This window comes from Pseudomonas sp. AK-TSAG1-1 (assembly GCF_056821665.1).
This window is the reverse complement of record NZ_CM165965.1, coordinates 2,933,977-2,955,748: the sequence shown is the minus strand read 5'-3', so window position 1 is coordinate 2,955,748 and position 21,772 is coordinate 2,933,977. Positions and strand designations below refer to the sequence as shown.

18 protein-coding genes and 1 tRNA gene are annotated in these 21,772 nt (G+C 58.1%); 10 read left to right on the top strand and 9 right to left on the bottom strand.

What is annotated here, in order from left to right; genetic code table 11:
• Positions 1-148 precede the first annotated feature (148 nt).
• The 4 genes from AC1UK9_RS13200 to AC1UK9_RS13185 all read right to left on the bottom strand — a co-directional run bounded on the left by AC1UK9_RS13200 (position 149) and on the right by AC1UK9_RS13185 (position 3,766).
• Positions 149-547 carry a hypothetical protein gene (locus tag AC1UK9_RS13200; protein ID WP_473015598.1) on the bottom strand — a complete coding sequence of 133 codons (399 nt, stop codon included), beginning with the start codon at positions 545-547 and terminating at the stop codon, positions 149-151.
• Positions 548-724: 177 nt separating this feature from the next.
• Complete coding sequence (locus tag AC1UK9_RS13195; protein WP_482580476.1) at positions 725-1,933, bottom strand: DSD1 family PLP-dependent enzyme; 1,209 nt, start codon at positions 1,931-1,933, stop codon at positions 725-727.
• A gap of 74 nt (positions 1,934-2,007) precedes the next feature.
• Positions 2,008-3,336: a D-arabinono-1,4-lactone oxidase gene (locus tag AC1UK9_RS13190; RefSeq protein WP_482580474.1), complete on the bottom strand. Its 1,329-nt coding sequence runs from the start codon at positions 3,334-3,336 to the stop codon at positions 2,008-2,010.
• A gap of 76 nt (positions 3,337-3,412) precedes the next feature.
• Positions 3,413-3,766, bottom strand: coding sequence for a c-type cytochrome (locus tag AC1UK9_RS13185; protein ID WP_482580330.1), 354 nt, complete (start codon positions 3,764-3,766; stop codon positions 3,413-3,415).
• Between the two features lie 399 nt (positions 3,767-4,165).
• Here AC1UK9_RS13185 and AC1UK9_RS13180 point away from each other — a divergent pair, with 399 nt between their 5' ends.
• Positions 4,166-5,791: an NADP-dependent glyceraldehyde-3-phosphate dehydrogenase gene (locus AC1UK9_RS13180; protein WP_025110056.1), complete on the top strand. Its 1,626-nt coding sequence runs from the start codon at positions 4,166-4,168 to the stop codon at positions 5,789-5,791.
• A 46-nt stretch (positions 5,792-5,837) separates the two neighbouring features.
• On the top strand, positions 5,838-6,878 hold the full coding sequence (locus AC1UK9_RS13175) for an FUSC family protein (RefSeq protein WP_482580473.1): 1,041 nt from the start codon (positions 5,838-5,840) through the stop codon (positions 6,876-6,878).
• A 3-nt stretch (positions 6,879-6,881) separates the two neighbouring features.
• Here the strand turns inward: AC1UK9_RS13175 and AC1UK9_RS13170 are convergent, their stop codons facing one another.
• Positions 6,882-7,775 carry a DMT family transporter gene (locus tag AC1UK9_RS13170; protein ID WP_482580328.1) on the bottom strand — a complete coding sequence of 298 codons (894 nt, stop codon included), beginning with the start codon at positions 7,773-7,775 and terminating at the stop codon, positions 6,882-6,884.
• A 150-nt stretch (positions 7,776-7,925) separates the two neighbouring features.
• Between AC1UK9_RS13170 and AC1UK9_RS13165 the strand changes: the two genes are divergently transcribed.
• Both AC1UK9_RS13165 and AC1UK9_RS13160 read left to right on the top strand, forming a co-directional pair.
• Positions 7,926-8,363, top strand: coding sequence for an Lrp/AsnC family transcriptional regulator (locus AC1UK9_RS13165; protein WP_007915449.1), 438 nt, complete (start codon positions 7,926-7,928; stop codon positions 8,361-8,363).
• 58 nt (positions 8,364-8,421) lie between these two features.
• Positions 8,422-8,748 carry a YceK/YidQ family lipoprotein gene (locus AC1UK9_RS13160; RefSeq protein ID WP_025110059.1) on the top strand — a complete coding sequence of 109 codons (327 nt, stop codon included), beginning with the start codon at positions 8,422-8,424 and terminating at the stop codon, positions 8,746-8,748.
• Positions 8,749-8,820: 72 nt separating this feature from the next.
• Here the strand turns inward: AC1UK9_RS13160 and AC1UK9_RS13155 are convergent, their stop codons facing one another.
• Positions 8,821-9,492, bottom strand: coding sequence for a Bax inhibitor-1/YccA family protein (locus AC1UK9_RS13155; RefSeq protein ID WP_025110060.1), 672 nt, complete (start codon positions 9,490-9,492; stop codon positions 8,821-8,823).
• A 122-nt stretch (positions 9,493-9,614) separates the two neighbouring features.
• On the opposite strand from AC1UK9_RS13155, the gene AC1UK9_RS13150 reads away from it, so the two are divergent.
• The 3 genes from AC1UK9_RS13150 (at position 9,615) to AC1UK9_RS13140 (ending at position 12,117) form a co-directional block, all read left to right on the top strand.
• A tRNA-Ser gene (locus AC1UK9_RS13150) sits at positions 9,615-9,702 on the top strand.
• Between the two features lie 440 nt (positions 9,703-10,142).
• On the top strand, positions 10,143-10,958 hold the full coding sequence (locus AC1UK9_RS13145) for an alpha/beta fold hydrolase (RefSeq protein ID WP_482580326.1): 816 nt from the start codon (positions 10,143-10,145) through the stop codon (positions 10,956-10,958).
• Complete coding sequence (locus AC1UK9_RS13140; RefSeq protein WP_482580325.1) at positions 10,948-12,117, top strand: PAS domain-containing sensor histidine kinase; 1,170 nt, start codon at positions 10,948-10,950, stop codon at positions 12,115-12,117. The genes AC1UK9_RS13145 and AC1UK9_RS13140 overlap by 11 nt, the downstream gene beginning before the upstream one ends.
• A gap of 492 nt (positions 12,118-12,609) precedes the next feature.
• On the opposite strand, the gene AC1UK9_RS13135 is transcribed toward AC1UK9_RS13140, so the two are convergent.
• From AC1UK9_RS13135 to AC1UK9_RS13125, 3 genes are all read right to left on the bottom strand, one after another.
• Positions 12,610-14,955, bottom strand: coding sequence for a penicillin-binding protein 1A (locus tag AC1UK9_RS13135; protein WP_482580324.1), 2,346 nt, complete (start codon positions 14,953-14,955; stop codon positions 12,610-12,612).
• A 10-nt stretch (positions 14,956-14,965) separates the two neighbouring features.
• Positions 14,966-16,927 (bottom strand): penicillin-binding protein 2, encoded by a 1,962-nt coding sequence (gene mrdA, locus AC1UK9_RS13130; protein WP_482580323.1) that lies wholly within the window; start codon positions 16,925-16,927, stop codon positions 14,966-14,968.
• Positions 16,928-17,090: 163 nt separating this feature from the next.
• A complete protein-coding gene (locus AC1UK9_RS13125) occupies positions 17,091-18,002 on the bottom strand; it encodes a LysR family transcriptional regulator (RefSeq protein ID WP_482580322.1) in 912 nt (303 codons plus the stop codon).
• Positions 18,003-18,114: 112 nt separating this feature from the next.
• Between AC1UK9_RS13125 and AC1UK9_RS13120 the strand changes: the two genes are divergently transcribed.
• From AC1UK9_RS13120 to AC1UK9_RS13110, 3 genes are all read left to right on the top strand, one after another.
• Complete coding sequence (locus AC1UK9_RS13120; protein ID WP_025110144.1) at positions 18,115-18,432, top strand: peptidoglycan-binding domain-containing protein; 318 nt, start codon at positions 18,115-18,117, stop codon at positions 18,430-18,432.
• Positions 18,433-18,452: 20 nt separating this feature from the next.
• The gene (locus tag AC1UK9_RS13115; protein ID WP_482580321.1) at positions 18,453-20,153 is read left to right on the top strand and encodes a peptidoglycan D,D-transpeptidase FtsI family protein; all 1,701 of its coding nucleotides are present in this window, start codon (positions 18,453-18,455) and stop codon (positions 20,151-20,153) included.
• 974 nt (positions 20,154-21,127) lie between these two features.
• The gene (locus tag AC1UK9_RS13110) at positions 21,128-21,643 is read left to right on the top strand and encodes an Hcp family type VI secretion system effector (RefSeq protein ID WP_047601845.1); all 516 of its coding nucleotides are present in this window, start codon (positions 21,128-21,130) and stop codon (positions 21,641-21,643) included.
• Positions 21,644-21,772 lie beyond the last annotated feature (129 nt).

Sequence of the window (21,772 nt, the reverse complement as noted above, 5' to 3'; positions counted from 1 at the left end):
CAAAAGATCGCAGCCTTCGGCAACTCCTAGAGGGATACTTGATCTCTGTAGGAGTTGCCGAAGGCTGCGATCTTTTGATCTTTTGCGTGATCAGCTCAATTCGCGAGCCAACCTGCCTCGCCCTTATACTTTTTCGCGAATAAAACAATCATTCGTTAATGAGAGAAAACAATCCAGTAACCGTTATTCTATGAGGATAACCTTGTTCTTCATTCTGTCCCATTTCAAAAGTAAACACCCCGTTAATTGCCCCACCTCTTGCGTACCAAACAGTCAGCTTCCCCGACAACGGCAAATAATTCACCAAGTAAGAATCCGACAAACTCGAAAATCTCACTGAAGACAACTTGTCGGCATCAAACACTGCGAACTTATCGAATTTTGGAAACGTCAGCTCCATGTTTGTCCACCCCCTTCCGGCGTTGCCAATTTTCTCACGCACTCTCACCTTGTAGGCCCCCTCAGAAGGAGACAACTCAATTTCAGAGGGTTTAAGCGCCCCAAAAGGAGAATCCGCTACTACTTCAAATGTACCTGTCGTGCTCATGATTAATTTCTCACTTTATCAAGTTTCAAAAAAGTCGACTGACTGATCGTCCAGTTCACAAAGAAGAACGTCGTCAGGCTTTAGTAATAAACCGCGAGAAAAAGAGTGTCTACTGTCAAACTTGACAGTAGACAAAACACTAAAATCACCATCCGACAACAATCAACAACCCTTAACTCAGGAATAAACAGACCAGCTATCGACGATCCTGCCGCCACGCACCGCCAGCAAATCACCGAATTGCAGGAGCACCGCTTCAGTCTGAGTCGGGCGCAGGAAGACCTGGTCTTCTATGGTCAGGCCAACAGCACTGGAGCCATTGACCATCTCCTGATTCGAACTGCGGCCGTAGACACTGTTGCTTTTTAATCCGGGCGGCGATTCGAACTCGGCCATCCAGTTGCCGCCGTAAATGAAGAAAGTCTGGCGCTGGTTGGTGTCCCACCATGAGAACAGCCTGGATTTATCGTCGAGCGCCGGGATGTTCACCGCACCGGTGCTTTTCAATACTGGCGTGGCGATGTAAACCGCGGGCTCATGTTCGACCAGCGACGGCAGGTCGTAATGCGTCGGTTTGAGCATCGCCGTGCCCACCGAAACCTCGGTGCTCAGTTTCTCGTTTTCGTGGATGCGGTAGCTCGGACTGCCAGCGGTGTTCAGGCACAGGTGGTCATTCCACAACGCCGGAAACTGCTGGCGGGTGAAGTCCACACAACGCTGGTAAATCACCATCACCTTGGCGAACAGCTCTTCAGGCGAGCCGAGAATCCCCGGCACGCCCATGCCCACGAACGGGTCGTAGCCCATGAACCCGGCGAACTGCAGATGCTGTGCATTGGCACTGATCAGCGTGAGCATCTGCCCCAACACCTTCACATCACTGACCCCGCCACGATGCAAGCCGACATCCAGTTCGATGTTGATGCGCATCCGTGTGCCCAGCCCCTGTGCCAACGCGAGGTATTGCTGCAAGCGTTCCGGCCCGTCCAGCAGCCATTGCAGTTGTCTGGAAGGATCGAACGGGCCTTTGTGGATTTGATAGAACAGCTCGGCCGAACGCACCGGCAACGGCTTGCCGAGCAGGATGTCGGACTGGGGAAATGTGACCGCATCGTGGTTGAGAAACGGCTGGTGAAAGGACATGAGTTTTTGCGTTCCGGCCCGTTGCGCGATGTAGTTCAAGAGGCCCGGTGATGGCAGGGATTTTTCCACCAGCCGCAGTTGCTTGCCGCCGCGTCTGACCGACTGCATCACCACCTCGATGTTGTGGTCCAGGCGATCCAGATCTATCAGCAACACCGGGCGCATCGGGCCGTTGTCCTTCAACTCTTTATTCAGCGCGCGGTAATACTCGCTGTACGGCCCGCCACGATCACCCGGTCGCAGCGAGGCCCCCACACCCACCAGCAAAGCGCCGACACCCAGCGTGCCGAGCAGAAAATTGCGTCGGTTGACCGCCATCAGCTCACCCCCAGAATCGACGACAGATGTGCGTTGAGAAACCTTCCGCTCGGATCAAGCGCTTGACGCACCTCGACGAACTCGCGCCAGCGCGGGTACAACGGCTGCAAGGTTCGCGCATTGAGCGTATGCAACTTGCCCCAGTGCGGGCGGCCGTTGTACTTCCAGAAGATCGGCTCGACCGCCGCAAAGAAGTTGTGATGATCCATCTGGTAATGCTGGTGCACCGAGATCGAACAGCTGTCGCGCCCCTCGAACATGCTCAGCGCAATGTCGTCGGCCTTGACGTAGCGGTACTCGATGGGAAACCAGGTACGCAGGTCCTTGTCCTGGATCAGCTTGAGGATTTCACGCAGGCAGGCCGGGCCGTGCTCAGCAGGCACCGAGTATTCCATCTCGTTGAAACGCACGGTGCGCACGTTGGCGTAGATGTCGAACGAGTCGCCCACCCGATCATCGAAATTCGCCAGATGGCGCAGACTGTTGAGCAGCGTGCGACGCAGGTCGGGGAAGTCGCTGCCGTACTTGTCGATCTTCTCGATCAGGGTCACGAACTCGTTACCACCCTCCTCTTCAGGTGGAATCGGCGGCGTGGCCGGGTCGCTGGTTTCGTTGAGGGCGATGGACAACGCGTAGTCGGAATGGGTGACCACGAGCATTTCCCAGTGCTGGTTCTCGCGGGTGTTCTTGTCGAGGTCTTCCAGCAATTCTTCGGTCTTGGCGATCCACTGACGTTCGCGCAGGCGATAGGCCGGACGGTTTTGCAGGCGGATTTTCGTCGCCACACCCAATGCGCCAAGCGACACCCGCGCAGCATTGAACACCTCAGGATGGCGTTGGCTGTCGCAGTCCAGCACGTCGCCACTGGCCGTCACCAACTGCATGCCGCAGACATGCGCCGAGTACGACTGAAAGGTTTTGCCGGTGCCATGGGTCGAAGTGGCAATCGCCCCGGCGAGGGTCTGGTAATCGATGTCGGCCATGTTCTGCAATGCCTGCCCGATGTCCTTCAACGGCAGGCCCATGCGCGACATCGGCGTACCCGCGGCAAATTCGGCCTGCAGGGTTTTCGGGTCGTGATCCAGCAGGCCGGTGAAGTAACTCAGCGACAACAGCGTACCGTCGGTGGGCACCAGCGCACTGAACGAATGCGCCGAGCCGACCGGACGGATCTTGCCCTGAGCCTGGCGAATCGCCGAGGTCAATTCATCGAGATTTTTCGGTGCCAGCCGCGCTGCCGGCAGGCAACTCTGCCCGCCCGACCAGTTACGCCAGGGGATCAATCGCGGGGCGCGCATCAACTGCCCCAGTGCGGGGTTGGCCGCCAGCGCACTGAACGCACCGACGATACTTGCCCGTTGCAACAACTGACGCCGGGTCAGATCCATGGTCATGCGCGCGCTCTTATTGTGGGAGGGGCTGGTCGGCCATGAAGCCGATCAGTTGCAGGAATTGTTCTTCGGTGCACTCGACGCACTGGCCCATCGGCGGCATGCCGTTGTAGCCATTTATCGCATGGTCAAGCAGCGTGTCGACACCTTGCTGAATGCGTGGCGCCCAGGCTTTGCGATCACCGGTGAGCGGCGCGTTGGCCGCTGGGTTGGCGTGGCACAGCTGGCAGCTGTTGGTGTAGATCTGCGCCAGCGCCGGGTCCTGGGGAATGGCAGCGTTGTGGGTGGCCGGGGGTTTGGGCTCTTCGCCGCAACCGGGCAGCGCCATGGCCAGTGCCAGCAATAAAGAGAGTCGGATGGCCCGCATAACAATCCTCGCGTGAGTGCCGCTTATTGTTGTGATCACACCTTAAGGCAGCGACGTCAGCGGGTTGAGGGCATTGCAGGACAACGAAGGGGGCTTCGTGGGCCAGCCGCTCGCACACTGGATCGGTGGCGCATGCAAAACGTGTGTTCACCGCGATTGACACTGTGGGAGCGGGCTTGCTCGCGAAGAGGCTTCCAGTCAACAACTGCATTGAATGACCTAGCGCACTCGCGAGCACACCGCCACGCCCACGATAGATGTCGCGTGCCTCTTAGAGCTCTGTTCTGCGCCTTGCGTGACATTCGCGTGACATTGGCGGGTTTAAATTTCGGCGTATTCAGGCGTATAACCTGTAAAGACTTTTTGATTGGTATGCGGACATCAACACGGGGTAGCGACATGACCACAGCAAACATCCTTGGCAATCTGTTCCCTTCTGTCAGCGACATCCCGGAAAAATACCGTCTGGACGGTCAGGTCGAGCAACGCGAATACTTAGTTGATGGCCAACTGCGGCGCTGGGACGGCCCGCTCGCCCAAGTGCGCAGCCCGGTCTATCTGCATGGCGAAAATGGCGACGAACAGGTGATCCTCGGCAGCACGCCGCTGCTCGACGCCGACACCGCCCTCACCGCTCTCGACGCCGCTGTACGGGCATACGACCGTGGTCAGGGCCTGTGGCCGACCATGCGCGTGGCCGAACGTATCCAGCACGTCGAAGCTTTCCTGGGGCGCATGCGCCAACAGCGCGATGCAGTGGTGAAGCTGCTGATGTGGGAGATTGGCAAGAACCTCAAGGACTCGGAAAAAGAGTTCGACCGCACCTGCGACTACATCGTCGACACCATCAATGCCCTGAAAGAACTCGACCGCCGCTCCAGCCGATTCGAACTGGAACAGGACACTCTCGGCCAGATCCGCCGCGTACCGCTCGGCGTGGCGCTGTGCATGGGTCCTTACAACTATCCGTTGAACGAAACCTTCACCACGCTGATTCCGGCACTGATCATGGGCAACACCGTGGTGTTCAAACCGGCCAAGCTTGGCGTGCTGCTGATCCGTCCGCTGCTCGAAGCATTCCGTGACAGCTTCCCCACCGGTGTGATCAACGTGATCTACGGCAGCGGCCGCGAGACCGTCAGTGCGCTGATGGCCAGCGGCAAGATCGACATCTTCGCCTTCATCGGCACCAACAAGGCCGCCAGCGACCTGAAGAAACTGCACCCCAAACCGCACCGTCTGCGCGCGGCACTGGGCCTGGACGCGAAGAACCCCGGGATCGTGCTGCCGGAAGTCGATCTGGACAATGCGGTAAATGAAGCGGTGACCGGTTCGCTGTCGTTCAACGGCCAGCGCTGCACGGCACTGAAAATCCTCTTCGTGCATGAAGATGTGGTCGACAGCTTTATCGAGAAATTCAACGCCAAACTGGCCACGCTGAAACCGGGCATGCCGTGGGACAGTGGTGTGTCACTGACGCCGCTGCCGGAATCGGGCAAGGTCGATTACCTGCACGGTCTGGTGGCCGACGCGCAGAGCAAGGGCGCAAAAGTGGTCAACCCGAATGGCGGCGAGAGCCGGGAGTCGTTCTTTTACCCGGCCGTGCTGTACCCGGTGACGCCACAGATGCGCGTGTACAACGAGGAGCAGTTCGGTCCGGTGGTGCCGATCGTGCCGTACCGTCATCTCGATACGGTGATCGATTACGTGCTGGAATCGGATTTCGGTCAGCAGTTGAGTCTGTTCGGCACCAACCCGGTGGCGATCGGTCGACTGGTCGATACATTCGCTAATCAGGTCGGGCGGATCAACCTCAACGCCCAGTGCCAGCGCGGGCCGGACACTTACCCGTTCAACGGGCGCAAGAACTCCGCCGAGGGCACGTTGTCGGTACACGATGCCTTGCGGGTGTTTTCGATCCGCACGCTGGTGGCGACCAAGTTCCAGGACAGCAACAAGGATCTGATCAGCGAGATTATTCGCGGCCGCGATTCAAGCTTTCTGACCACCGACTACATTTTCTGACGAGGACATCGCACTGAGTACATTCAGCACCCAACGACTGCCACCGCTGTTGCGGCGAATCCTGCGTCCGTTGCTGGACCCGTATCGCCGTTACCAGCACGCCCGACTGATCCATGCGGTGCGGGTGGCACTGGGATTGCTGGCGACCATCCTGCTGACCACCGGCATCAACCTGCCCCACGGCGAGTGGGCCTCGGTGACCATGCTGGTGGTGATCGGCGGCCTGCAACACCACGGCAACATCGGCAAGAAAGCCGCCGAACGCGCCACTGGCACGCTGATCGGTGCCGGCGTCGGTCTGGTGCTGGTGGCGCAACAGGCGTGGCTGGGCCTGCCGTGGCTGACGTACTTTGCCATGGCGGTGGTGTGCGGGTTTTTCTCCTATCACGCGATTGGCAAGGGCGGTTACACCGCCCTGCTCTCGGCAATCACCGTATTCATTGTCGCCGGGCATGGCGACAACCCGATTACCGACGGCTTGTGGCGCGGGGTCGATATCCTGATCGGTATTGCCCTGGCCCTGGCGTTTTCCTTCGCCCTGCCGCTGTACGCGGTGTATTCGTGGCGCTACAACCTGGCCGATGCCTTGCGCGACTGCGCCACGTTGTACGGGCGAATCATCAGTGGCCAACCGGTCAGCGCCGATGACCACCTGAAGCTGATGGGCCGGGTGACCTCGGTCATGGTGCAACTGCGTTCGCTGATGCCTTCGGTGTCCAAGGAAGTGAAGATTTCCATGACCGAACTGGATGCGATTCAAAGCAACCTGCGCATGTGCGTCAGCACCCTGGAAATCCTTGGCAACACCCGACCGGATGCCAACGATCCCGACGCCATGGCCCATCTGCAATCGGCGCTGCGGGCCGAGCACCGCTTGATCCGGGTGCAACTGATCGGCATGGCGCGCGCCTTGAAATCCGGTGCGGCGCAACGTCTGGAGCGCCCGCTTGAACTGCCCGACGCCAGCCTCGACACGCCGGTCTACAGCGCGTTGGACGGTTACCGTTTGCTGACCCGACAACTGGCGGCCAACATCGGTGAACTGCGCCAGCGTCTGGCAAAAACCGCGCCGCGCTGGAATATCTGAACGCTACTGGGTAACCAGCGGGCGACGCTTCAGGCCCCAGCCCTGCTGCATGCCGGCGGCGGCCAGCAGAATCGCCGCCACACCGAGCCATTGCAGAGGCTGCAGGCGATGGCCGAAGGCGAACCAGTCGACGAAAATCGCCGCAATCGGGTAGATGGAGGACAGCGCACCGGTCAGGGCCGTCGGCAGTTTCTGGATTGCGCCGTACAGCAGCACATACATCAGGCCGGTGTGGACGATGCCCAACGTCACCAGGCTGGCCCACGCGCCAGTGGTTTGCGGCAGGCCGTTGAAATGCGCGAACGGCGCGAGCAGCAGCACCCCGGTGCAGACCTGAATCAGCGCGATCAGATGCGGCGGCGTGCCCGTCAGACGCTTGATGATCAGCGCCGCTATCGCGTAGAGCAGCGCCGCCCCCAGCGCCAGCGCAATCCCCAGCAGATAGTCGCCACCGCTCTCACCCTGCCCGCCATGGGCGCTGACGATCGCCAACATGCCGAGAAAGGAAATCGCCAGCCAGAACAGTTTCTGCGCGGTGATTTTTTCGCCGAGGAACAGCGCGGCCAGGCCCACCAGCATGAACGGCTGCACGTTGTAGACCGCCGTGCCGATGGCAATCGAGGCCCGCGAATACGAGCCGAACAACAACACCCAGTTGCCGACAATCGCAACGCCGCTGAACACCGCCAACAGGAACGTGCTACGGGTCAGGATGCCTGGACGCAAGAAGCCGAACGCGGCGCAGATCAGCAGCAAGGTGCCGGAGCCGAATACGCAGCGCCAGAACACCACGTCCAGCACCGGTTGCCCGGACACCAGCACGAACCAGCCAATGGTTCCGGAAATCAGCATGGCAGCGGTCATTTCGAACGAGCCGCGCCGGATTGTGTTGTCCATCATCGATCTCCCTTGGCATTTGACGAAAGCGTGGCAAAAGTATGCCAAGCCGACATCGCGCCTCTCCAGCGCAAAAAGCAGGCTAAACTCGGTTTCTGCCTTTTTTATCGCGGGTGGTTTCCTTCAAATGCCTAAGTGCGGAGTTGCCTTATGACCGACGACATCGACCAGATCCTCATCAGCGCCTTGATGGAAGACTCGCGCCGCTCGCTCAAGGCGTTGGCGCAGATCAGCGGCCTGTCGTCGCCAAGCGTGGCCGAACGCCTGCGCCGATTGGAGGAACGTGGCGTGCTCAAGGGCTACACCGTCGAGATCGATCCCAAATGCTTCGGTTATCAATTGCAGGCCATCGTCCGGGTACGACCGCTGCCTGGGCAATTGCAGGAAGTGGAGCGGCAGATCCTGTCGATCCCGGAGTTCACCGAGTGCGACAAGGTCACGGGCGAAGACTGCTTCATCGCCCGTCTGCACGTGCGTTCGATGGAGCAACTGGACACCCTGCTCGACCGGCTCAATACGCTGGCCGAAACCAACACCGCGATCGTCAAGAAAACTCCGGTCAAACGCCGGTTACCGCCAATGGCATGAGTGTGTTTCGCGCCTGTTTGGCGTAGATTAAGGTTTTTCCGGCGAAGGACTGGCGGTGATGAAAATTCAGGCAGTGATGCTGGCGGCAATGGTGCTTACCGGCTGCGGAACCGTGCAGACGGTTGTGAGCAGTGATCACAAGACGGCAGAGCGACTCAGGAAAGAGAAAACCTACTGTGGCGCCGTCCCACGGATCTACAGTGGCGTGACGTATGATTTTTGCCTGATGAACGCCGAGCTGAAGGATGGCGTTGATGCATTCGACTACAAGAATGCCAATCCCGGCGTGCTGATCGATGCCGCAGCGTCCGGTGTACTCGACACCTTGCTCCTGCCCTACACCATCTACAAACAGCAGGTCGATGGCAGCATCGTGATCAATTGATCTCACTTGTACTGTTTCGCAGACAACAAAAAACCCGCCTAGGCGGGTTTCTTGTTGATTCAGCAGCAGCGATCAATCGTCGCGGCTCATGATGCCGAAGATCTGCAACAAGCTGATGAACAGGTTGTAGATCGATACATACAGGCTGATGGTCGCCATGATGTAGTTACGCTCGCCGCCCTGGATGATGGCGCTGGTCTGGAACAGGATGCACACCGAGGAGAACAGCACGAAACCTGCGCTGATCGCCAGTTGCAGACCACTGATCTGGAAGAACATGCTCGCCAGCGTCGCACCCAGCAGGACGAAGAAACCGGCGGTGATGAAGCCACCGAGGAAGCTCATGTCCTTGCGGGTGATCAGCACGTAGGCCGACAAACCGCCGAACACCAGCGCGGTCATCGCGAATGCGGAGCTGACCACTTCAGCGCCGCCCTGCATGCCCAGGTAACGGTTGAGGATCGGGCCGAGCAGGAAACCCATGAAACCGGTCAGCGCAAATGCAGACACCAGGCCCCAGGCCGAATCACGGAGTTTGTTGGTGAGGAAGAACAGCCCGTAGAAGCCGATCAGTACCACGAAAATGTTCGGGTAGCCGACACGCATCTGCTGGGCCACGAAAGCCATCACACCGCTGAAAGCGAGGGTGAGCGCCAGCAAGCCGTATGTGTTGCGCAGGACGCGGCTAACCTCTAGCTGCTCAGCCTGCACGCTGTTGTGAACTGCGTAATCCTGTTCGCGCATGGCGACACTCCTGTTGGTTTGAAACGTTCAGTCGCAAAGATCATAACAGACGCTCTGTAACAAGCCATGCACAGAGTTTGACAGTGTGTTTCATTCAGGTATTATGGCGCCCGCAACGCAACGGAGGTGTGGCCGAGTGGTTTAAGGCAACGGTCTTGAAAACCGTCGACTGTAACAGGTCCATGAGTTCGAATCCCATCGCCTCCGCCATATTTGATACGACAAAGCCCTGATTATTCAGGGCTTTGTCGTTTCTGGCATTTGGGAATTTTGCTCGTCTCACTATGGATCGTTTCCGCATCTTTTCGGCCATTTCCGCAACCCTACCTTTCAGACCGCCCTCCTCCCGTCAGTTTCAACTGCAGATTTGATGTGACGGACGAGCTTGGAGTGTAGCGATAGGCTGCTTTCGGCCAACAGCAGCAAGTCACGAAAGGCTGCTCTCGACTAACAGTGCACCTTCTTGAGGGCAGCTACGGGCCACAAGCGCACAAATATCGTCATCATCTGGGCGCCAGAATCAAAACGTTTGCTCGAGGTAAATTCGACCTCATCAAGGCGTCATAATCCTATACCGCGTGACGCGATCCCCTTGACTATCTAAACTGCCGCAGAAGCCAAAAACCTTTGCTGCGACCGGGGCAACATCCATGGACCTTCAACATCGCAACAATGTAAAAGTCATGGGCGATGGTCCTTCAACGCTGATCTTTTCTCATGGTTTCGGCTGTGATCAGACGATGTGGCGTTATCTCGCCGAAGGCTTCAACGATCGCTTTACAGTTGTGCTGTACGACCTGGTTGGCGCGGGCCAGTCGGACATCGAAGCCTATGATCGGGAAAAATATAACTCGCTGGACGGTTACGCCCGGGACCTGAATGAAATCATTGACCAGTATGCCCGCGGCCCCGTGATCGTTGTCGGCCATTCCGTCAGCAGCATGATCGGTGCACTGGCCGATCGTCAGGCGCCCGGAAGCATTGCCGCCCATATAATGATCGGCCCCTCCCCCTGCTACATCGACACCGACGACTATGTGGGTGGTTTCAAGTTGGAGGACATCCACTCGCTGCTCGACACGCTAGACAGCAACTACCTGGGCTGGTCCAGCACCATGGCTCCGGTGATTATGGGCGCGCCTGGGCAACCGGCGCTGGGCGAGGAGTTGACCAACAGTTTTTGCCGCACCGAACCCGATATCGCCAAGCAATTCGCGCGAGTGACGTTCATGTCCGACAACCGCCAGGACATCGCAGGGCTGGCAACACCCACGCTGATCCTGCAATCCACCGACGACCTGATCGCACCCACCGCCGTTGGCGACTACCTGCACGCTGTGCTGCCCAACAGCAAGCTCTGCCTGATAGCTAACGTCGGCCATTGCCCCCATATGAGCGCGCCCAGTGCATGCTCGGAGGCCATGGAGAACTTCCTGTCACCCTGGATGGGCGAACATGTCGAATGACCATCAGTGGCCGCCTGATAATCAGACGCTATTCGATGAAGCCCCCTGCGGATTGGTGGTGACGAAAGAAGACGGCACGATTCTTCGTAGCAACAAGACGTTCAGCCATTCGATCGGCCTGGACGCACAGGCGATCATCGGGCGGCGTTTCCAGGACCTACTGACCATGGGCGGTCGCATTTTCCATCAAACGCATTGGTCGCCACTGATGCAGATGCAAGGCTCCGTCGCGGAGGTAAAGCTCGATCTGGTTCACCATGACAAACACATTGTGACCATGTTGCTCAATGGCGTCCGACGCGAGCACTCCAGCGGTGTGTTTTATGAGCTGGCGCTCTTTGGCACCAAAGATCGTGACAAGTACGAGCGTGAGTTGGTCAACGCACGCAAGGCAGCCGAAAACCTGCTGCGCGAAAAAACCGCCGCCGAAACGGCCCTCAGGCAGGCCCAGGCCGAGCTGAAAAGCGCCTACGAAAAGGCCCAGCTTCGCGCCACGTTCGCAGAGCAAATGGTCGCCATCGTCAGCCACGATCTCAAAAATCCGCTGACGGCTATCAAAATGGCCTCTGACATCTTGGCCCGAGGTGAACGCACCGCCCGGGAAACCAAAATGCTCGGCCACATTAGTCAGTCGGCCGATCGTGCTGAACGCATGATTGCCGACCTGCTGGACCTGGCGCTAGCCAGAGTTGGGCAAGGCATTTCGATCAGTCCTTCGACGGTGGACTTGCATGCCTTCGTGGGCGCCAGCGTCGATGAATTGCGTATGGCGTTCCCCGAAGCCACGTTGATACATCGGTGCGTGGGGACAGGCAGCGCCCGTCTGGATGAGGACCGGGTGCAGCAAATTATTGGCAATCTCGTGGCTAACAGTGTGGCTTATGGTGATTTACAACAGCCGATCACGATCACTTCATGCGTCGAGCAGGATCACACCCTTGTATCGGTACAAAACCAGGGGGCTGCCATTCCCGAGTCGTTGATGGGCGTTTTATTTGAGCCAATGATTCGGGGGACAGAGACAGGTAGCGATGCGCGAAGTGTGGGGCTCGGACTCTTTATCGTTCGAGAGATCGTCAGGGCGCACGACGGTTTCGTATCGGTGAATTCAACACCGGAGAGTGGCACCACCTTCACGGCAAAGTTTCCAACGCTTTGATACAAACTCATCCGCCTCAATTTCTCCCTCTATCTCCGCTAGTTTTTACGGTCGTTTCCAGTTCGTCGCGACAGACAGAAAACGGCCATAAGCGGTCAGCCCTGGCCGTCTGCTTTTGGCCAAAAGCGGACGTTCTAGAGCGACCGCTGTCGGCCAGAAGCGGACTTAACGTGAACCATTCTGTTCCAGCAATTTTGGGACTGAGGAGCTCTTTACCTCTTCAGATAAGCGCGACCCCTCAGCTGCTGTAGGTTCATAAGCTAGGTGATTGCTCAGGCCCCGTGAAATGGGAAGCCTAGTCATTTATTTTGTGAAGTGAAGAGGTGCTTTTCACAGAAAAGCTGAGAAAAGCCTACTTGCCTCTCACAAAAGTTGATTGGCGTAGTGAGGGCCACTTTTCTACCTTCATGACCGACGCTCAGCCGTTGACGGTACACTGTAGCGGCATGCACAAGAGGTCCATAGCATTCGTATGGACCTCTTCGACCATTATCAGAATAGATCCTGCAGGGTTTGCTGCGTAGGGCTAAGCGATGGGTCACTATACTGCGTGGTGCTCGTCGCCGGCGCACTCTCGATCTTGAATACTTCCATAGCCGTCTGCGGCCCGTCCGCCGATGCCGCTGTCCCGTCTACTGTGTTGATCAGCCGAGTTACAACCCCATCAGGCGCAGGCTGCGAGTAAGGTGCTGTCCCGGCAAGTGCCACCTTCATGTAGTCCATCCAGATAGGCAATGCGATGGTCACCCCCCACTCTCTCCGCCCCAAGCTTTGCGGGTTATCGAAACCTGCCCAGACACTCGTCACATAGTTGCCGTTGTACCCCGTGAACCAAGAGTCCTTGGCGTCGTTGGTAGTGCCCGTCTTGCCCGCAATATCGGGGCGATGCAGCGCGGAAGCGGCGCGACCGGTACCCCGCTTGATGACATCCTGGAGCATGCTGGTGAGTAGGTAGGTCGTACGGCTGTCAACAATCTGTTCTGCCACCGCTTCGGGTGCAGGGTTGCGGGCGCTGGGCGCGAAACGCGGGGCGGCCTCGAAGACAACCCGGCCTGAGCGGTCTTCGACTCGGTCGATGAAAAAGGGCGTGACCTTGTAGCCGCCGTTGGCGAGCACGCTCCAGCCGCCGACCACCGCCAGGGGTGTAACGGACGCTGTGCCCAGGGCGAGGGAAAGGTTGCGCGGCATGTCGTTGGCGTCGAAACCGAAACGCGTGATGTAGTCGATGGTCGGGTCGACGCCCATGGCTTGCAGCAGGCGGATCGAAATCATGTTTCTGGAACGATATAGCGCTTCGCGCAGGCGAATGGGGCCGAGGAAGGTGCGGTTTTCGTTCTGTGGGCGCCATGCAGGCCCCGAGTAGTCGCTGCCCAGCACAATAGGCGCGTCGTTGACGATGCTTGCCGGCGTATAGCCGTTGTCGAGCGCCGCACAGTAGATGAAGGGCTTGAAGCTTGAGCCCGGTTGTCGTTTGGCCTGTACCACGCGGTTGAAACCGCTCTGGTTGAAATCGAAGCCGCCGACAAGGGCCTTGATCGCGCCATTGTCCGGCGCTACCGACACCAGCGCGCCCTGAACGTCGGGCACCTGGCTGAAAGCGAAAGGCTGGGAGCCTGCCCGCTCAACGCGGATCACATCTCCGGGGCTGACGATGTCTGCAGGCCGTGCCGGTTGGCGGCCCAGTGCGCTGTGGTTGATGAAGGGGCGGGCCCACGCCATCGTCTGCCAGGCGACGTCATGTTGCTGGCCGGTCTGGTCGACTACGGTGATGCGGTCGGCGAAGACCTTCGTCACCGCCACAGCTTCCAAGCCGCCCAGTACCGAATATCGTTTCAACCTTTCCAGCCATGCTGGGCTCAGGCTGCCGGTGAGATGGCCTTCGGGGCCGCGATAGCCGTGGCGCTTGTCATAGGTTTTCAAACCGTTCTGTAACGCAGCGTTGGCAGCCTTCTGCAGTGTACCGGAGAGGGTCGTCACCACGCGAAAGCCCTGCGTGTAGGCGTCATCGCCGAAGCGGCTGACCATTTGGGCCCTGACCATTTCGGCGATGTAGGGGGCACTTACCTCGGGTTCAGGCGCGTGATATTGCGCGGTCACGGGCGCCTCCAGCGCGGCACGGTAGCGGGCCTCATCGATGCTTCCCAGCGCGTACATTCGCCGCAGAATCCAGTCGCGTCGTTGTTTGGCCCTAGCGGGGTTATTGATAGGGTTGAACCGTGAGGGCGCCTTTGGCAAGCCCGCGATCATTGCGGTCTGCGCCAGGGTGAGTTGGGATACCGGCTTTCCATAATAGATCTGTGCGGCGGCTGCGATGCCATAGGCCCGCTTGCCCAGGTAGATCTTGTTGACGTAGAGGTTGAAGATTTCGTCCTTGGTCAATGTGCGTTCAATGCGCAAGGCCAGCAGTATCTCGGTCAGTTTGCGTGAGAACGTCTTCTCTTTGCTCAAGAAGAAATTCTTGGCCACCTGCATGGTGATCGTGCTGCCGCCGGAGCGCACGTGCCCGCTGCTAATCAATTCCATGGCCGCCCGCACCAGGCCTGTGGGGTCGACGCCACGGTGATGGTAGAAGTTGGCATCCTCCGCAGCCATGAAGGCGGCCAGGAAGTCGCCCGGGATTTGTGTGGACGGCAGGGGGATACGGCGTATTTCACCAAATTCGGCGATTAGCTTTCCTTCTGCGCTGAATACCTGCAAAGGCTCTTGGAGTTGCACGGCCTTGAGGCTTTCTACATCGGGCAATTGTGGGTTGAAGTACAGATAGGTGCCGCTTGCACCAAGCACCAGCACGCTGACAAGAGCCAAGGCACACCAGCCCAGGGCCTTTAAAAGCCGCATTCGTTGCTCCTTAAGTAGGTTTTTCGGTACCGGTGAGGGTGCGTCGGAGCATTCCAACGCGTGGATCGGTCTTTGTCGGCTCGGGTATCGAGGCGTTTTGCAGGGCATTCGGGACGTCGAATTCCGGCTTCAACTGCCCGTGTGCATCCAGTAGCCAGGCGTCCATTACCTTCCTGACCACCGGCCCTGCGACCCGGGCTCCGGCTTCTCCGTTCTCGATCATCACCGCGACCACGATGGCCGGACGTTGCGCGGGGGCAAAACCGACAAAAAGTGCGTTGTCGCGATGGCGTTCACGGGTCTTGTTGCGGTTGTAGCGCTCGCCCTGCCTGATCGCGATGACCTGTGCCGTGCCACTCTTGCCGGCTATACGGTATGGCGCGCCCTGGGCTGCCCGGCGCCCGGCACCGCGCGGGTTGTGCATGACCATCTCCATGCCCTTTACCACCTCGCGCCAGGTGTCCGGATTTTTCAGGGTGATGTTGGGCAGGGGGTGTAGGTCGGCCGGTTTTTGCCCACCAATCGACAGCGCCAGGTGCGGCCGATGCCAGATGCCTCTGCTGGCAATCAGGCTGGTGGCCTGGGCCATCTGCAGGGGCGTCATCTGCACATAGCCCTGGCCGATGCCCGCGATAAGCGTTTCGCCGGGGTACCACTGCTGGCGGCGGTTTGCGCGTTTCCAAGCCGGGGAGGGCATCAGCCCGGGCGCTTCCTCGAACAGGTCGATCGAGACCCGCTGCCCCAGGCCAAACGCGGTGAGGTAGCTGTGTAACCGCTCGATACCCAGCCTGTGGGCTAGGTCGTAGAAGTAGGTGTCATTGGAGCGCATGATCGCGTCGTACATATCCACCCACCCCTCGCCTGCCCGATTCCAGTTGCGGTATTTGTGCCGGTAATTAGGCAGTTCGTAATAGCCACGGTCGAATACCCGCTGGTAGGGGGTGATGACGCCACTGTCCAGCCCTGCAACCACCACCATTGGTTTGATGGTTGAAGCCGGGGGGTAGAGGCCGCGTAGCACGCGGTTGAACAGCGGCATGTCGGCTGAATCTCGCAAGGCCGCATAGTCCCGGGCCGTGATGCCCTTGACGAAAGGGTTGGGGTCGAAGCTGGGCCGACTGACCATGGCCAGGACATCGCCAGTTTCCGGATCCAGTGCGACCACCGCTCCACGCCGGTCTCCCAAGGCCTGCTCGGCAGCACCTTGCAGTGACGCATCGATCGTCAGCACGATGTCCTGGCCCGAGGTTGGGTTGTGTCGGCCCAGCACGCGGATCACCTTGCCTTGCGCATTGGTTTCTACTTCTTCGAAACCCATCTGGCCATGCAGGGCGTTTTCATAAAAGCGCTCGATGCCGGTTTTGCCGATCTGTTCCGTGCTCAGGTATTTTGCGTGATCGAGTTGCCGGTATTCTTTTTCATTGATGCGCCCGACATATCCCACCGAATGGGCAAAGTGTTCGGCCAACGGGTACACCCGTGAAAACTGCGCTTGGACATCTACCCCCGGCAGTCGAAATTGATTCACTGCCACCCGTGCGATCTGCTGTTCGGTGAGGTCCGTCATCAAGACGACTGGCTCGAACGCTCTGCCCCTCCTGTGCATGGCCCTGTCTATCTTGTCGCATTGACTGACGCTCAAACCCAGCACCTGGCACAACTGGCTGACGACGGACTTGCTATCGCCTGCTCGTTCGCGGGTGATCGTCAGGTTAAAGGTGGGTATGTTGTCGGCCAGCACGACATTATTGCGGTCATAGATGATGCCCCGTGCTGACGCGATTGGCCGCATATGCACGCGGTTTTTTTCTGCGACCGCAACGTGTAGATCATGCTGAGTGACTTGCAGGAAGTACAACCGACACACCAGTGCGGTTGTGAGGGCTAAAACAAGTACGGTGCTGGCGATAATCCTTGTTTTTACAATCCTGTGGCTTGCTTCCCTGTCCTGTAATTCGGTGGAATGTGTCATCTGGAGATACTTACGCTTTTTGCAGGTCTTACGCTCGTGGACCTTTATTCTAAGGGGCGCAAATTATTCAGCAATTCGTACTTCTGGCTATCTGATATCAATAAGGTTTATGTCATACAAAGGCTTCTGACTCTGACCGCTCGCTTATCAAAATCGAGGTGGCTCAGGTCAGGCAAAAGGTCTCATCCACCAGTTCTATGATCATCGCCTTGACCGTTTGTAGCGTGCTGTCGTGCTTGCTACCCACTCGCGTGCCGATTTCAAGATCGTAGGAGGGCATTGGAACGGGGCAGGAGAACGTTTGCAGCGTGCTGACCCTTTCCATGGCGCGAGCCGCATGAGTAGGCACAGTGGTGATCAGTTTCGATCCCATCAGCAGAAACGGCACTGCGGCAAAATGCGAAGTAGAGGCGTGGATACGGCGTTTGTAGCCGACTGCATTCAAGCCTTCGTCGACGATGCCGACGAAACCGGCTGAAGAGACCAGCAGGTGGGGCCGCTGGGCGTAGTCTTCGGCGGTGGTGGGTAGCGTGTTGTTGGCATCGGCAATGCCTAGGTAATTGCCCCGGCCAAGGCGGTGCCGGGCGATCAGTGGCGACGACATCCCGCCGGCCGACAAGGCAATGTCTATCTGATGATGCATCAACATGTCCTGGACCAGTCCGCTGTGAGTCTGCCGAAAAATCACGCGCAAGCCAGGCAGGTGTTTGTCGATCTGCGATACCAGGCTTTCGCCGAGGGCGATTTCACTGTCATCGGACAAGCCGAAGGTGATCGTCCTACCCTTAATGTCCCGATCACCGCCCGAAAGTGCAAGGGCTTGCCGGCAGCAATTGAGGGCCTCGCCAATGAGCGGTGCCAGCTCGTTGGCGCGCCTTGTCGGGCGCAGGCCACGGCCAGTGCGCTCGAACAACGGGTCGGCGTAGATCTCACGCAGGCGGCCAAGTGCGGCACTAACCGCAGGCTGCGTGACGCCCAGACGTATGGCAGCACGGCTGGCGCCACCTTCTTCGATCAGGGCGACAAAAACTCTGAGCAGATTCAGGTCGGCACTTTCGATATCAATGTTTTTCATATCAGATATCTTGATAGTTGATTGATTAATAGTATAGGCGTGCGGACAATACACGGCAAATAGTTAACTAATGCTTGAGTCGCTATTTGGCTGGGCAGGTAAATTGATACTAATGAATGCAAGCAAAGTTGTTGCGGGTTTACTGCTGGTTATTACTGTCGGCACGTTGAATGCCGCGCCCATGCCGCCGAAAGATGAGCCGCACGCCAGTGTAATGATGCCGCTTGGCAAGCAATTGATCACCGAACTTCAGGTCGCGCTGCAGGGGCACAACTATTATCAAGGCGACATCGATGGTTTGTTTGGCAGCGAAACACAAGAGGCCATCTATTTGCTGCAGTTGGACCAAGCGTTGCCATTGACCGGGAGTGTCAACGTGCAACTGCTGGAATGGCTCGGTATTGCCCCCCCCGCCTGGCTGTTGCCTTGATCATCGCTGTGAGTGTCTTAATGCGTCCCTTTTCTAGAACGCTGCCCGGTTATCCGTGGCGGTTCAGGCTCGTGGTCGGCGTCGTATTAATCCTTGCGTTCACGCTGTGTTGGCGCATTGTCGAGTTGCAAATTGTCGATAATGCCTTCCTCCGCCATCAGGGTGATGCGCGGAGCCTGCGTTATCTGACCCACCCTGCGCCCCGAGGGGTGATCACGGATCGGGCCGGACACCCGCTGGCTGTCAGCACCCCAGTGGTTACCCTGTGGGCTGACATGCGTGAACTTTCCGATGAGAAGGCCAAATGGCCGTCGCTCGCCGAGGCGTTGGAGATGCCGCTTGCGACGCTCGAAAAGCGCTTTGCGCAAAACCGGCACAAGGCGTTTTTCTACCTGCGCAGGCGCCTGCCCCCTGAACGGGCTGGGCAGGTGTTGCAGGTCATCCACCAACAGCACATCAAGGGCATTTACAGCTTAGAGGAGTCGCGACGCTTCTATCCTACAGGTGCCATCGCCGCGCAGGTCGTTGGTTTTACCGATATCGACAACAACGGCAGCGAAGGAGTGGAGCTGGCCTACGATCAGGCGCTACGTGGGATCAGCGGCAGGCAGCATGTAGTCAAAGACCGCAAGGGGCAGGTAATCCAGGATCTGGGAGTGAGCCGGCCTGCAAGACAGGGGCAGGATCTGGCGCTGTCCCTGGACATACGCTTGCAGTACCTGGCGAGCCGCGAGTTGGAGAAGGCCGTGACCGACAATGGTGCCGACGCGGGAAGTGTCGTGATCCTCGATGTCGAGACCGGGGAGCTGCTGGCACTGGCCAACTACCCCACCTACAACCCTAACAACCGAGGGCAGGCCAGCCCATTAGCGATGAGAAACCGGGCGCTAGTGGACGTGTTCGAGCCTGCCTCGACGATGAAACCGTTTTCGGTTGCCGCTGCACTAGAAAGCGGGCGCTGGAAACCGTCCGACACCGTGCTGGTAAAAACCGGCAGCCTGAAGGTTGGCAGGTTCACCATCCGGGATGCCTCGCGCACCGCGGGGGAGCGGTTGGACATGGCCGGGATCCTGGTGCGTTCCAGCAACGTTGCGATCAGCCAGGTGGCATTCGATATTGGCGGTGAGAAGATTCATGGCCTGCTGCAGCGCTTGGGCCTGGGGCAATCGACCGGTACGGCGTTCCCCGGGGAGCGTTCGGGCGTGTTGCCCACCCGACGCCAGTGGCGGGACGCCGAAACCGCAGCGATGTCCTACGGCTACGGCGTTTCCGTCACCGCCGTGCAGTTGGCCAAAGCCTACGCCACCCTGGCCAATGGCGGCAGAAGTGTGCCTGTCTCGCTGTTGCGTGTCAGCGAACCAACGCATGCGAGTCAGGCGATGCCTGCCCCGGTGGCCAATGCGCTGAAGCACATGCTGGTACAGGTTGTTGAAGCACCCAGGGGTATTTATCGGGCCAAGGTTCCGGGCTACCACGTGGGCGGCAAGAGCGGTACCGCCAGGCGGCCCAGCGCCATCAATAAGGGCTATCAGCACAATACGTACAGGGCGATGTTCGCCGGGTTCGCACCCGCCGCCTCACCGAAATTTGTGGTGGTCGTGATGATCGACAACCCTTCCAAGCACGGCTATTTCGGAGGGCTGGTATCGGCGCCGGTTTTCAGCAAGGTCATGGCGCAGGCGCTTCGGTTATATAATATTGCCCCGGACAATCTTCCCTGACCTAGGCTCGGCGCCATCTTCACCCGCGACTTGCGAACGTGTGAGCAAGAAATGCTGGGAGGGGATTGACAGAGCAACAAAAAAAGAAAAATTTGCGCGTGTTGTGTCTAAGCAATCACGAGCTAGTACTGTTTTTTCTTTTGTTGCTCTGTCTTCCCTCAGCAAAGGTATTTACGTCTGGCTTACTCCTTTTGTAGTTGAAAAGCGAAAAAGTACTGTGTATGCAGGCTAAGATTTTTCTCGAACACAATCGTTTAACTATTTGAACAAATAGAGCTTCCGGATACGGGGCTTACTTTATTTTTAACCGGCTGATTTTAATCCAGTCGTTTAAACGGCGCAAACTTTCCGCGCCAAATTCACATTTAAAACTTTCCTCGCTAGAACACACTAGCTTGCGCGATTTGGTTAACAACCAGGACCAATAGTATTAGTTGTACGTGTAAGGATTTAAATAACAAGCTTATCATTGTAGTCCCGCAGCAACCTATTAGAAACCGGTCCTCACCAGAGAAATCCGGATTCTCGCATGCCACAATCCAGTATTGGATTCCAACTGATAAGCCTCACCGAATGAGGAGAGCATCCCGAGGGTATCGCCACCTTAGAGCTCCTTCGGGTCGATTCGCATACCGCGCGCGCAACCAAAGGCCGCTATTGGCCGATAGCTGCCAGCTTCCTCCTCACGTTCAGATGCTGTAAGACACATCGGTGCGACTGGCATATCGCCATACTGCGCAACTTCTTGCGCACTCGTCCGGCGAAAACGACCGCCGATCATTCTACAGGCCTTGATTGGCGTGACTCGCAGCCAAGTGCGCAGAAAACTTCGTCCCAACCGCAGTCCAGAGCCGTTCCACCCCCGGCTTCCGGGACCTTCAACAAACCTGGCACGCTCCTTGATAACAATCTGGCACCCACCGGGCGATTCCGCCTCCCGGGCACCCTAAATTTATCCGCAAGGAGAGCACCCCATGGCAACACCAGCGTACATGTCGGTTACCGGCGAAAAACAAGGCCTGATCACTGCCGGCGCCTTCACCGCCGACTCCGTTGGCAACACCTACCAGGAAGGCCACGAAGACCAGGTCATGGTTCAGGCTTTCAGCCACGACGTGATCATCCCGCGTGACCCACAATCCGGTCAGCCAACCGGTCAGCGCGTTCACAAGCCAGTTGTGATCACCAAGGTCTACGACAAGGCTTCGCCTCTGCTGCAAGCTGCTCTGACCTCCGGCGAGCGCATGAGCGAAATCGTTATCCAGTGGTACCGTACTTCTGCTCAAGGTACTCAAGAGCACTACTACACCACCAAACTGGAAGACGCGATCATCGTCGCCATCAACAACAAAATGCACAACTGCCAGGATCCAGGCAACTCGCACTTCACCCACCTGGAAGAAGTGCAGTTCACCTACCGCAAAATCACCTGGACCCACGAAGTATCCGGTACTTCGGGTTCCGATGACTGGCGTGCTCCAGTCGTTTAATTACGGCTGATCGTTACAAGCATCGACCAGCCCTGCTGGTCGATGTTGTTTACGCCCCTCCAGAATTTCGCGTGCGTTGATCCGCCTGGCGGTAGTCGACGAACGCCGCTGTACAGCACGAGGAACAAG

Excerpts from the sequence above, each read along its gene's own strand:
- mrdA (WP_482580323.1), bottom strand. The coding sequence starts at position 16,927 with ATGACACATTCCACCGAATTACAGGACAGGGAAGCAAGCCACAGGATT.
- AC1UK9_RS13125 (WP_482580322.1), bottom strand. The coding sequence starts at position 18,002 with ATGAAAAACATTGATATCGAAAGTGCCGACCTGAATCTGCTCAGAGTT.
- AC1UK9_RS13160 (WP_025110059.1), top strand. The coding sequence starts at position 8,422 with ATGAAAATTCAGGCAGTGATGCTGGCGGCAATGGTGCTTACCGGCTGC.
- AC1UK9_RS13135 (WP_482580324.1), bottom strand. The coding sequence starts at position 14,955 with ATGCGGCTTTTAAAGGCCCTGGGCTGGTGTGCCTTGGCTCTTGTCAGC.
- AC1UK9_RS13155 (WP_025110060.1), bottom strand. The coding sequence starts at position 9,492 with ATGCGCGAACAGGATTACGCAGTTCACAACAGCGTGCAGGCTGAGCAG.
- AC1UK9_RS13185 (WP_482580330.1), bottom strand. The coding sequence starts at position 3,766 with ATGCGGGCCATCCGACTCTCTTTATTGCTGGCACTGGCCATGGCGCTG.
- AC1UK9_RS13200 (WP_473015598.1), bottom strand. The coding sequence starts at position 547 with ATGAGCACGACAGGTACATTTGAAGTAGTAGCGGATTCTCCTTTTGGG.
- AC1UK9_RS13165 (WP_007915449.1), top strand. The coding sequence starts at position 7,926 with ATGACCGACGACATCGACCAGATCCTCATCAGCGCCTTGATGGAAGAC.
- AC1UK9_RS13120 (WP_025110144.1), top strand. The coding sequence starts at position 18,115 with ATGAATGCAAGCAAAGTTGTTGCGGGTTTACTGCTGGTTATTACTGTC.
- AC1UK9_RS13180 (WP_025110056.1), top strand. The coding sequence starts at position 4,166 with ATGACCACAGCAAACATCCTTGGCAATCTGTTCCCTTCTGTCAGCGAC.
- AC1UK9_RS13145 (WP_482580326.1), top strand. The coding sequence starts at position 10,143 with ATGGACCTTCAACATCGCAACAATGTAAAAGTCATGGGCGATGGTCCT.
- AC1UK9_RS13110 (WP_047601845.1), top strand. The coding sequence starts at position 21,128 with ATGGCAACACCAGCGTACATGTCGGTTACCGGCGAAAAACAAGGCCTG.
- AC1UK9_RS13115 (WP_482580321.1), top strand. The coding sequence starts at position 18,453 with ATGCGTCCCTTTTCTAGAACGCTGCCCGGTTATCCGTGGCGGTTCAGG.
- AC1UK9_RS13140 (WP_482580325.1), top strand. The coding sequence starts at position 10,948 with ATGTCGAATGACCATCAGTGGCCGCCTGATAATCAGACGCTATTCGAT.
- AC1UK9_RS13170 (WP_482580328.1), bottom strand. The coding sequence starts at position 7,775 with ATGGACAACACAATCCGGCGCGGCTCGTTCGAAATGACCGCTGCCATG.